Below are 11,624 nucleotides of genomic sequence, written 5' to 3' on the forward strand. Positions count from 1 at the left end.
CCGTTTCACACCTTGTCCCATCGGGTTCTCCATTTATTGGGGGGAAATGTGTAAACCATATTCAGGACGGGACAGCAGAGATAAAAAAGCCCCCATCGCGAGATGGGGGCTTTTTCATTAGGGTCAGACGCGAATATCGATCTTGCTTCCCAAAGAAGCGCTGGCCGATGTCGGTGCAACCGGCGCTGATTGCGCTGCGTTTTGCAGCAGCTTCAGCGCAGCTTCGCCCTCTTGGGTCTGCTGTTTCTTGGCCAGACTGGCCGTCATCAGAGCAGAACCAAACGACGCATTTGCAGAACTTGATATATCCATAGGGTTCCTCCTGCACTCAACAGTATCGGCCAAGCGGCCCCGAACATAAGCACTGAATGCAAAACAATCTGAAAGTCGCTTTTCTATCAGTCAGATAGAAATTGCATTCATGGCCCCTGCTCACCGCTGGATGACGCCTTCAAGCTCCTGTGCCGTCATCGGCCGAAGCATCTTGCAAGGGTTGCCAGCCGCCACCACGTTGGCGGGCACATCTTTGGTCACCACCGAACCGGCACCGATGACGCTGTTGTCACCGATAGTGACGCCGGGACAGATGACGACGCTACCGCCGATCCAGACGTTGTGACCGATCCGTACAGGCTTGCCGAACTCGACACCCTTGATACGTGGCGCCACCGCCACCGGATGAGCGGCGGTGTAGATCTGCACCCCGGGCGCCAGCAGCACGTTGTCGCCGATATGCACCTCACAGACGTCGAGGATGGTGCAATTGACGTTGGCGTAGAAGTTCTCGCCGACGAAGATATTGGCGCCATAGTCGCAGAAGAACGGCGGATTGATGGCGCACTCATGGCCGCGACCACCGAGCAGCTCGTGCAGCAAAGCATCCCGCGCCGGTTTCTCCTGCCAGCAGGTGTTGAAGGTGTGATAAAGCCTTCGGCAGCGCTCACGTGCCGCTTTGAGCCCGGGATCGCCCGCGTCATAGGGCTCCCCCGCCACCATCTTCTGCCACTCGGTACCGCGCACCATCTTCTCCATTACCTACTACATCAGCCAGATCAGGGATTCATAAGGGCGCAGCATACCCGATTGCGGTCGGGCCGGGCTATCGGGGTAGTTGCCGAGCAGCAGCCGACCTTGCCCGCTTTGCAGCTCGGCAGGCAAGGCAAACTCCACCGGCTCGCCGTAGAAGTTGCTCACCACCAGCAGGGTCTGACCGTTGGCGCGACGGGCATAGGCCCAGATCTGCGGGTGCCCGGTCAGCAGCTCCTGATAATCCCCCTGAGTGAAGATGGGGTGCACCTTGCGAAGGGCGATAAGATCCCGATAGTGCCAAAACACCGAGTTCTGGTCGGCCAGCGCCGCCTCGGCGTTGATCTCGGGATAGTTGGCGGCAGGCTTGAGCCACGGATTGCCTGCCGTAAAACCGGCGTTCGGGGCGGCACTCCACTGCATCGGCGTGCGCGAGTTGTCGCGGGACTTGGCAGCGAGAATGGCGAGGATCTCGGCCTCGCTCATCCCTTCAGCCTGCTTGATGGCGAAGATGTTGCGGCTCTCCACATCCTGATAGTCATCGATGTGCTGATAGCCGGGGTTGGTCATGCCGATCTCCTCCCCCTGATAGATGTAGGGGGTGCCTTGCAGGCCGTGCAGCGTGCTGGCCAGCATCTTGGCGGCGACCACCCTATGCTCACCCTCATCGCCAAAACGGGAGACGATGCGCGGCTGATCGTGGTTGCACCAGAACAGCGCCGACCACCCCTTGCCATGCATGCCGCTCTGCCAGTGGTTGAAGATGCGCTTGAGTTCGAGGAAGTCGAACGGCGCCTTGGTCCACTTGTCGCCGTTGGGGTAATCCACCTTCAGATGGTGGAAGTTGAACACCATGGAGAGCTCTGAGCCATCGAGGGCGCCATAGCGCTGGCAGTGCTCCAGCGAAGTAGAGGACATCTCCCCCACCGTCATGGCGCCGACAGGAGCAAACACGTCGCAGCTCACATCCTGCAGGAATTCGTGGATGCGCGGCCCGTCGGTGTAGAAGCGGCGGCCATCGCCAATATCGTCGTTCGGGAAGGTCTGATCCTTGGAGATAAGGTTGATAACGTCGAGCCGGAACCCATCCACCCCCTTCTTGGCCCAGAAGTGAATGATGTTTTTCACCTCGGCGCGCACCGCCGGATTTTCCCAGTTGAGATCCGCCTGCTCGCGGGCAAACAGGTGCAGGTAGTACTGACCGGTGGCGGGATCCAGCTCCCAGGCGCTGCCACCAAACTTGGATTGCCAGTTGTTGGGTACGCCGCCATCCACCGGATCGCGCCAGATGTAGTAGTCGCGGTAGGGGCTGTTTTTATCCCCCAGCGCCGACTTGAACCAAGCGTGCTCGGTGGAGGTGTGGTTGACCACGATATCCATCACGATGCGGATATCGCGCGCGTGGGCGGCGGCCAGCAGCGCCTCGAAATCTGCCATGGTGCCGTAGGCGGGATCGATGGCAAGGTAGTCGGCGATGTCGTATCCGTTGTCCACCTGCGGAGAAACATAAACCGGGGTCAGCCAGAGGGCATCGACGCCCAAGGTCTTGAGATAGTCGAGGCGGGCCATGATCCCCTTGAGATCGCCGGTGCCACGGGCAGCGGAGTCCTGAAAGCTCTTGGGGTAAATCTGGTAAATCACGGCACTCTGCCACCAGGGTGTTTGGCTCATGGGTCTTTCTCTTGTCTCGAATAGAAAATGGAGAGGGCGACCCGCGGGTCGCCCTGATAATCAGTGTCAGGCGCTGGCTTGGGTCAACTTGCCAGCGGCTTGCTGGCGCTTGTAGACCAGCAGGGTCAGCACCACCGGCACCACGATGGCGACCAGCATGGCGATGGCGAACACCGCCCAGTATTGCGGCTGGATGGAGAGGATGCCCGGCAGGCCGCCCACCCCGATGCCGTTGGCCATCACCCCGGCGAAACCGCAGATGAGGGCGGCAAGGCTGGAACCCACCATGGCGCACAACATGGGGAACTTGTACTTGAGGTTGATACCGTACATCGCCGGTTCGGTCACCCCGAGGTAGGCGGAGATGGCGGCAGGTACCGAGATCTCCCGTTCGTTCTCCTTGCGGCTAATCAGAATGATGCCGACGACCGCAGAAGCCTGGGCGATATTGGAGAGGGCGATCAGCGGCCAGATCGGGGTGCCACCCATGCTCTGCATCAGCTGCAGATCCACTGCGTTGGTGGTGTGGTGGATACCGGTAATGACCAGCGGTGCATAGAGGAAACCGAACAGGGCAGCGCCGATGGGAGCGAAGGAGCCAGTCATGGCGGCCTTGGCAGCGAAACCGACGCCATCACCAATCCAGCGACCGAACGGGCCGATAAAGGCGTGGGCCACGATCACTGCCAGCAGCAGCGAGACAAACGGCACAATCACCAGATATAGGTAAGCCGGAATGATCCGCTTGAGGTTGGTCTCCACCCAGGCGAGGAAGACACCCGCCAGCAGCGCCGGAATGACCTGTGCCTGATAGCCCACCTTCTGGATCACGAACAGGCCGAAGTCCCACACCTCGGGAGTCTGCTGGCCGATGCCGTAGGCGTTCATCAACTGCGGTGACACCAGCGTCACCCCCAGCACGATACCCAGGATCTCGGAGCCGCCCATCTTCTTCACTGCAGACCAGCAAACACCAACCGGCAGGAAGTGGAAGATCGCCTCGCCCAGCAGCCAGAGGAAGGCGTGTACCTGAGCCCAGAACTGGCTGATCTCGGTGAGGGTGTGAGTGCCATCGTCGAACATCTTGATGTCGCCGATGACGTTGCGAAAGCCCAGGATCAGACCGCCGGTGATGATGGCGGGCAGCAGCGGCACGAAGATCTCCGCCAGATGGGAGATGCCCCGCTCCAGCGGGTTCATGTTCTGGCGTGCCGCCTGCTTGGCGGTCTCCTTGCTGCCACCGCTGACGCCGAGCTGCTCGGTCAGCGCCTTGTACCACTGCTCCACCTCGTTGCCGATCACCACCTGGAATTGACCGCCCTGGGTGAAGCTTCCCTTCACCGCCGGGATGGTTTCGATGGCCTTGCTGTCGGCCTTGGCCGGATCGTTCAGGACGAAGCGCAACCGGGTCAGACAGTGGCTGACGGTGGCGATGTTCTCCTTGCCGCCGATCTTGTCGATCAGGGTGGCAAGCTGCTGTGCGTTGATCTTGGACATGGGTCTTCCCTCTGTGACGCCATTGAATAGTGGTCTGTATCGCCCTTTTGAGCCAGTCTGTCGGCCTGAGCGTTTTTGGTATCGTTCCCATTTAGCATGCCGACGATCTGGCTAGATCGAAATGGGAACGTTCCCAATTCGTGGCGAGCGTCACAAAAAGCGCACTTTTTGTTCAGTCGGAAGTGATGGGGCTCACAGGGTTCGACAGGGGGCGATTGTCACCTGCGGGGGTTTCTCCTGCTCAATCTGGCCGAGCAGCTGACGCGCCGCCTGCTCCCCCGCCCCTTTGTAACCAAGATCGAGACTGAGGGCATTGGGGAAGAGGAAACTGAGCATGGGATTGTTGCCAAGTCCGGTCACCAGCACCTCGCTACGCCCTTGTTCTTGCAGGTATTTTGCCGCACCAATGGCGAGGGTGTCGCTGGCGCAGACCAGCGCCTGGGTGGAGGTGGTAAGCAGCTCGGCCGCCAGCCGGTAGCCGCTCTGCAGGCTGAGATCACCGAGGGCGCTGCGCGGGCGCAAGCCCTGCTCTGCGCAGTAAGCGAGATAGGCGTCGAGGCGGCGCTGGCCGGTGGTGAGATCCGAGGTATCCACCCCCAGATAGGCGATGTCGCGGGCGCCACGGCTTGCCAGCTGCGCCAGCATGGTGCGCACCGCACCGGCGTCGTCAAAGCAAACCGAGGAGAAACCGGGATATTCTCGGGCAACCAGCACCAGCTTATCCCTGAGCGGCGCCATGGCGGCATAGTCCAAATCGTTGAAGGCAAACAGGATGATGCCATCCACTCCACGCCGCTCCAGCACCGCCAGATGCTCCTGCACCTTGGCGGGGGAGAATTTGCTCTCCATCAGCACGGCGTCGTAGCCGCGCTGGTAGAGGGTCTCCAGCATGCCGCGCACCGCCTGATTCTCCGAGCTGGAGTCGAGCCGCGAGACGATGATCCCCACCACCTGCTGGCTCTGGCTGCGCATGGCCCGCGCCGATTTGCTCGGCACAAAGCCGTGCTCGGCGATGATGTGCTCCACCCGCTCGCGGGTCTCCTGCTTCACCTTGGGATCCTGGTTGAGCACCCGGGAGACGGTCGACTTGCCGACGCCACTCAGTCTGGCGATATCGAGGATGGTCAGTTTCTTGTCCATGAATTGGCTCACAGGAGGCTAGGCGGTGGAATTGCCCACATTGTTGTGATTAACCCCTGTGAATACAAGCCCATGGCGTTAGAATGCCCTTTTTGCCCCGCCGTCATGGTGTGTGGGCACAGCACAGGATGCCCATCATGGATCTGCTGGCCAGTCTGCTCTTCTCCCTCTCCATCACAGGCCCCATCTGCGTGGTGCTGCTGCTCGGCATCTTGCTCAAGCGGCTGGGGCTGCTGCCGGATCCCTTTACCGAATCCGCCTCGCGACTGGTGTTTCAGGTCACCCTGCCCGCTCTGCTCTTTCTCAGTATTCTGGGTACCAACTTCGCCACCATGCCGAGCCTCTGGTTTATCGGCTATGGCCTGCTCGCCACCGTTATCAGCTATCTGGTGCTGGAGCTGCTGGCCGGACGTTTTATCGGGGAGCAGCGACTGCGCGGGATCTTCGTGCAGGGGAGCTTTCGCGGCAACAGCGCCATTATCGGTCTCGCCTATGTGCAGAACGCCTACGGCCACGAGGGGTTGGGGGCGGCGGCCTTCTACGTCGGCGCGGTGACCGTGCTCTACAACATTCTCGCGGTGATCACCCTCACCCGCAGTCTCGGCGGCGCTACCGGTATTCGCCCCATTCTGCTCGGCATCATCAAGAATCCGTTGATCATCGCCATTGTGGCGGCGCTGCCGTTTACCCTGCTCGGTATCAAGATGCCGCAACTGCTGCTCACCACCGGCAGCTACTTCGCCAACATGACGTTGCCGCTGGCGCTGCTCTGCACCGGCGCCTCCCTCAGCCTCGATGCTCTGCGTGGTGGTGCAGCCATTGCGGGCTGGGCCAGCATCATGCGGCTCTGTCTCATTCCGGCTGCGTTCACTCTTGGGGCGGCCCTGCTCGGCTTCAGCCATCTGGAGCTGGGTATTCTGTTTCTCATCAGCGCCACTCCGACTGCCGCCGCCAGCTATGTGATGACCCGCGCCATGGGTGGCGACAGCGTGCTGGCCGCAAACATCATCGCCACCACCACCCTCGGCTCGCTGGTTACTACCAGCCTCGGGGCGACTCTGATGAACTACCTAGGGTTGATGTACTGACCCTGCCCGAGGAAACTGCCAACCTCATCGCCACCACGAACCTTTGCTCGCATGTCACCCATACACCGGCCGGGAGCAACCCTGATGAACTATCTGGGTCTTATGTACTGACGGCTTGACCTTGCCGGAGGCGGCAGCTTTAGGCTGGCGTCCATCAACAGAGGAGATATCCCATGACCATCGAACTCACCGTGTCCGGCATGTCCTGTGGTGGCTGCGCCGCCAGTCTGCAAAAAGCGCTGCTGGCCCAGCCTGCGGTCACCACCGCAACCGTCGATTTCGCCAGCAGCAAGGCCTTCATCGAGAGCGAGCTGAGCAAGGCCGAGCTGATCGCCCTGATCGAAGCCAAGGGTTTCTCTGCGAGTTAAATTATCTCCATAGAGGTATAAAACAGGTTAAAAATCTGTACTCACCTGTCTTTTGGTGAGTTTTATCACAGACCGGGGTTATTAAACGGGCAAACTTGCTGCGATTATTCCAACCATAAGGATTTGCAGCATGACCCTACCGATCCGCAAGACCCTGCTCGCCGCCGTCGTCGGCCTGACCCTCTCCCCCATGGCCATGGCGCTGCCCAACGTCCATATTCTGGCAACCGGCGGCACCATTGCCGGGGCAGGCCAGTCGGCTACCCAGTCCAACTACGAGGCTGGCAAGGTGGCCATCGAAACCCTGATCGCCGCCGTGCCCGAGATGAAAAACGTAGCCGACGTGCAGGGTGAGCAGGTGGTGAAGATCGGCTCCCAGGACATGAACGACGAGGTGTGGCTCAAGCTGGCCAAACGGGTCAACGAGCTGCTGGCCAAGGATGACGTGGATGGCATTGTCATCACCCACGGCACCGACACCATGGAAGAGACCGCCTACTTCCTCAATCTGACTGTCAAGAGCGACAAGCCGGTGGTACTGGTTGGCGCCATGCGCCCCTCCACCGCCATGAGTGCTGATGGCCCGCTCAACCTCTACAACGCCGTAGTGACTGCTTCCGACCCGAGCTCCAAGGGCCGTGGCGTGATGGTGGCGATGAACGACACCGTGCTGGATGCCCGCGACGTCACCAAGACCAACACAACCGGGGTGCAGACCTTCGCTTCCCCCAACTTTGGCCCGCTGGGTTACATCCACAACGGCAAGATCGACTATCAGCGCAGCCCGGCCCGTCTGCACACCAGCAAAACGCCGTTTGACGTGAGCAAGCTCGACAAGCTGCCGCAAGTGGGCATCGTCTACAGCTACGCCAACGCCACCGATCTGCCGGCCAAGGCGATGGTGGATGCCAAGTTCGACGGCATCGTCAGCGCCGGGGTGGGTAACGGCAACCTCTACCACACCCTGTTCGATACCCTGGCCAAGGCGAGCAAGGACGGTATCCGTGTCGTGCGCTCCGCCCGCGTGCCGACCGGCGCCACCACCCTGGATGCCGAGATCGATGATGCCAAGTACGGCTTCGTGGCCTCCGGCACTCTCAACCCGCAGAAGGCGCGGGTGCTGCTGATGCTCTCCCTGACCCAGAGCAAAGACCCGGCCCAGATCCAGCGCTGGTTCCAGCAGTTCTGATAACGGTTGTCTGACAAGTAACAAGCAAGGGCGGGACTTCCCGCCCTTTTCCATCCTGCATGCAATGCCACTTCGCCAAGCACCCGCCTCACCCATTATGTCGTTTGGCGAGGTCATCCTTCCCTTTTCCGGCCATTTTTTTCAGCCATCACAAAGCGCTGTCATCAAATTAGCGAGCCGGATCACCCGCTTTCACAAGCGCATCGCCGCCAAATTCATTACACTGCCAGCGATCTTATCCACTCAAGGAGTGCTGTTGCTGTATGGAAATATTGATCCTGCTGGGATTGATTTTGCTTAATGGCGTCTTCGCCATGTCAGAAATCGCCATCGTCACCGCACGCAAGGCTCGCCTCGGCAAGCTTGCCTCTGAAGGCAATCGCTCCGCCGCCATTGCCCTCAAACTGGGCGAAGACCCGACCCATTTTCTCTCTGCCGTCCAGATCGGCATTACCAGCATAGGTCTGCTCAACGGTATCTACGGCGAATCCCTGCTGGCCCAGCCCTTCTCCCTCTGGTTGCAGGAGTGGGGGCTCCCCGCCAAGAGCAGTGGCCTGATCGCCACCGTCATCGTGGTGGTGGTGGTCACTTACCTCTCCATCGTGGTGGGGGAGCTGGTGCCCAAGCGCCTCGGCCAGCTCAATGCCGAGCGCATCGCCTGTCTGGTCGCGCGCCCCATGCACTGGCTCGCCACCCTGACCCGCCCCTTCGTCTGGCTGCTGTCGGCCTCCACCAATGCCAGCCTGCGGCTGCTGCGGGTCAACCAGAACGGCAGCGCCAACGTCACCGAGGAGGAGATCCACGCCATGCTGGTGGAAGGATCGGAAGCCGGGGTGATCGAGGATCATGAACACACCATGCTGCGCAACGTCTTCCGTCTCGACGAGCGCAGCCTCTCCTCCCTGATGGTGCCGCGCAGTGATATCCGCTATCTGGATCTAGCGTTGCCGCTGACCGTCAACCTGCAGCGGCTGGTGGAGTATCGCCACAGCTATTTTCCGGTCTGCGACGGCAACCTGTCAGAATTGGTGGGTATCATCAATGTCAGCAAGGTGCTGCACGCCTATATCAAGGGGGAGCCCATCGATCTGGCTGCCCTGACCCAGGAGGGCAGCCTGCTGCCCGAGACCCTCAACGGCGTCGAGCTGCTCAACCACTTCCGCACCCACAGCGAACAGATGGCGCTGGTGGTGGACGAATATGGCGAGTTGCAGGGGCTGGTCACCCAGCAGGATCTGCTGGAGGCGCTGGCGGGGGATTTCCAGCAGGAGGATGGCGAGGACAACTGGGCCTTCCGGCGCGCCGACGGCAGCTGGCTGCTCGATGGCCTGATCCCGTTGCCGGAGTTGAAGGACTGTCTGGAGCTGGTTCGTCTGCCAGAAGAAGAAAAACATCACTATCACACCCTCGGAGGGCTTATCATGCTGCTCCTTGGTCGTGTTCCACAAACCGGAGACCTGGTGACACTGGAACAGTGGCAACTGGAAATTGTTGACATGGATGGCCTGCGCATCGACAAGGTGCTCGCCATGCCCTTGACCGATCAACCCAGCTAACCTGCGGAGTTTGCAAGTATGGAGCAGTTTTACCAACTGGCTCACGCCTTTATGAATCACGATCTGAACACACTTTCCGATCCCAAGATGGCCTTCATGATCTGTGGTGTGATTCTGACGTTTCTGGTACTGGAAAACGGATTCATCCCTACCGCCTTTCTGCCCGGTGACAGCCTGCTGATCCTCACCGGCGTGCTCATCTATCAGGATGTATTGTCTCTCGGGGTGATCCCGCTGTTGATCATGGCTACCTTTGTCGGCACCTGGCTCGGTTACATGCAGGGGCGCTTTCTCGGCCACACCCAGCTCTACCATCGGCTGATGTCCCATGTGGAAGAGCGACACCAGCAGAAGGTCTACCACCTGCTGGACAAGTACGGGATCATCACCCTGATCACCGCGCGCTATATCGCCTTCGTGCGCACCGCCTACCCCTATATAGTGGGTGCCACCGAACTGCCCCAGGGGCGCTTTCTCATCGTCAATCTGATCAGCTCCATCATGTGGATCTGCCCGCTGGTCGGGTTTGGCTACTACCTGAGCCACACCAAGCTGGCCGCCGAATACCAGACCCAGTTCTTCAACATCATCATCTATCTGCCGGTGGCCCTGCTGCTGGGTGGCATGGTGGCGCTGGTCTGGCGCTGGATCAGCAAACGCAGGGCCGCGCAGCCGCGGGATTGACCCCTCGCCCAACGCCCGACCTGAAAGCCCTCGCCAGAGGGCTTTTTTGATCGCCTATTTTGCGCAAATAGCAGAAATAGTCCCGCTCGGCCCTTGTAAAGCTGGGGTAAAAATGAGTGAATCTAGCGCCTTTTTTTGGATGGGAACGGAGTCGGTTGTATGTGGTGTCGGATTCGCGCAGCAGCGCTGGTTGTCGGGTTGATGGGAATGCTGGGATTGCCTGCGGTCAACGCGGCACCCAACCCAGCCAAACTGGAAGTACGCTCGAGCAGCGCCCTGGTCGTGGATGTAAAAACGGGCAAGACGCTCTACCAGAAGAATGCCACCAAGGTGCGTCCCATCGCCTCTCTCACCAAGCTGATGACAGCGCTGGTGGTGCTGGATGCCAAGCAGAATCTCAACCAGACCATTACGGTCGACAAGAACGATCTGGATCGGGTCAAACACACTCACTCCCGCATCCGCATGGGCACCAAGGTGACCCGCCGCGACGCCCTGCATCTGGCGCTGATGTCCTCCGAAAACCGGATGGCCTCGGCACTGGCGCGTCACTATCCGGGCGGTCGCAGCGCCTTCGTGCGGGCCATGAACAACAAGGCCAGACAGCTGGATATGCGAAATACCCACTTCTACGACTCCACCGGCCTCTCCACCCGCAACGTCTCCACCGCCCAGGATCTCGGCAAGCTGGCCGCCGCCGCCTATCGTCAGCCGCTGATCCGTCAGTTCACTCAGGATGAGAACCGGGAGATGCGCTTCAGCGCCCCCGCCTACAGCCTGATGTTCAACAACACCAACCCGCTGGTGAAAAACCCGGATTGGGACGTACGCCTCTCCAAGACCGGCTTCACTGACGAAGCGGGGCGCTGTCTGGTAATGCGCGCTAAACCGGACAGCCGCGAGCTCGCCATCGTGCTGCTCAACTCGGTGGGCAAACGCACTCCCATAGGCGATGCCAACCGCATTCGCAAATGGTTGAAAAGCTGAGTAAATATCTCGACAAAAAAGGATGCTGCGGCATCCTTTTTTATCGCCTGCAGAACGCCTCAGCAGGCCTTGCAGGATGTTGATGAGCGAACCTTGAGTGATGAGTGGCCCGGCATCTGCCGTTGCAACAGCAGGCATACAGCGCGCCTATAGATGAGACAAAGGGTGGCAAGGGTTTGCACCGTTCAGAAGAACTGTGCGCAATCACAGAAAGGGGAAGAAATGAGGACAAGAACAGCCAGGTAAACGGGCGATCCACCCGCAACAGCGCACGGGGATCCGCACCAAAAGCTAAATATCGCCCATAAAAAAACAGCCCCGACCGAAGTCGGGGCTGTCTGTATGGTGCGCCCGAGAGGATTCGAACCTCTGACCACCTGGTTCGTAGCCAGGTACTCTATCCAGCTGAGCTACGGGC

The 11,624-nt window shown here is 60.0% G+C and carries 11 protein-coding genes; 6 read left to right on the forward strand and 5 right to left on the reverse strand.

Annotation, left to right across the window (positions count from 1 at the left end; all coding sequences use genetic code 11):
- Positions 1 to 123 precede the first annotated feature (123 nt).
- The 5 genes from G5195_RS19845 to treR all read right to left on the reverse strand — a co-directional run bounded on the left by G5195_RS19845 (position 124) and on the right by treR (position 5,334).
- The gene (locus tag G5195_RS19845; protein ID WP_005336040.1) at positions 124 to 312 is read right to left on the reverse strand and encodes a hypothetical protein; all 189 of its coding nucleotides are present in this window, start codon (positions 310 to 312) and stop codon (positions 124 to 126) included.
- A gap of 120 nt (positions 313 to 432) precedes the next feature.
- Positions 433 to 1,032, reverse strand: a complete 600-nt coding sequence (locus G5195_RS19850; RefSeq protein WP_421223933.1) for a sugar O-acetyltransferase — start codon at positions 1,030 to 1,032, stop codon at positions 433 to 435.
- A 6-nt stretch (positions 1,033 to 1,038) separates the two neighbouring features.
- Positions 1,039 to 2,697 carry an alpha,alpha-phosphotrehalase gene (gene treC, locus G5195_RS19855; protein WP_421223935.1) on the reverse strand — a complete coding sequence of 553 codons (1,659 nt, stop codon included), beginning with the start codon at positions 2,695 to 2,697 and terminating at the stop codon, positions 1,039 to 1,041.
- A gap of 66 nt (positions 2,698 to 2,763) precedes the next feature.
- Positions 2,764 to 4,194, reverse strand: a complete 1,431-nt coding sequence (treB, locus tag G5195_RS19860) for a PTS trehalose transporter subunit IIBC (RefSeq protein WP_005348758.1) — start codon at positions 4,192 to 4,194, stop codon at positions 2,764 to 2,766.
- Positions 4,195 to 4,386: 192 nt separating this feature from the next.
- A complete protein-coding gene (gene treR, locus G5195_RS19865) occupies positions 4,387 to 5,334 on the reverse strand; it encodes a trehalose operon repressor TreR (RefSeq protein ID WP_421236406.1) in 948 nt (315 codons plus the stop codon).
- 137 nt (positions 5,335 to 5,471) lie between these two features.
- Here treR and G5195_RS19870 point away from each other — a divergent pair, with 137 nt between their 5' ends.
- From G5195_RS19870 to pbpG, 6 genes are all read left to right on the forward strand, one after another.
- Entirely contained in the window at positions 5,472 to 6,422 is a 951-nt protein-coding gene (locus tag G5195_RS19870; RefSeq protein WP_005336047.1) for an AEC family transporter, read from the forward strand.
- A gap of 173 nt (positions 6,423 to 6,595) precedes the next feature.
- Positions 6,596 to 6,790, forward strand: a complete 195-nt coding sequence (locus tag G5195_RS19875; RefSeq protein WP_005348755.1) for a heavy-metal-associated domain-containing protein — start codon at positions 6,596 to 6,598, stop codon at positions 6,788 to 6,790.
- Between the two features lie 130 nt (positions 6,791 to 6,920).
- Positions 6,921 to 7,979, forward strand: a complete 1,059-nt coding sequence (gene ansB / locus G5195_RS19880; protein ID WP_111900276.1) for an L-asparaginase 2 — start codon at positions 6,921 to 6,923, stop codon at positions 7,977 to 7,979.
- A 263-nt stretch (positions 7,980 to 8,242) separates the two neighbouring features.
- A complete protein-coding gene (locus G5195_RS19885; protein WP_337073160.1) occupies positions 8,243 to 9,535 on the forward strand; it encodes a hemolysin family protein in 1,293 nt (430 codons plus the stop codon).
- An 18-nt stretch (positions 9,536 to 9,553) separates the two neighbouring features.
- Entirely contained in the window at positions 9,554 to 10,219 is a 666-nt protein-coding gene (locus G5195_RS19890) for a DedA family protein (RefSeq protein WP_005336051.1), read from the forward strand.
- A gap of 159 nt (positions 10,220 to 10,378) precedes the next feature.
- Positions 10,379 to 11,206 (forward strand): D-alanyl-D-alanine endopeptidase, encoded by an 828-nt coding sequence (pbpG, locus tag G5195_RS19895; protein WP_337073159.1) that lies wholly within the window; start codon positions 10,379 to 10,381, stop codon positions 11,204 to 11,206.
- Positions 11,207 to 11,624: the final 418 nt, after the last annotated feature.

Origin of the sequence: Aeromonas sp. 601039 (genome assembly GCF_049174415.1) — a bacterium.
Classification (GTDB): Bacteria; Pseudomonadota; Gammaproteobacteria; order Enterobacterales; family Aeromonadaceae; genus Aeromonas; species Aeromonas veronii_A.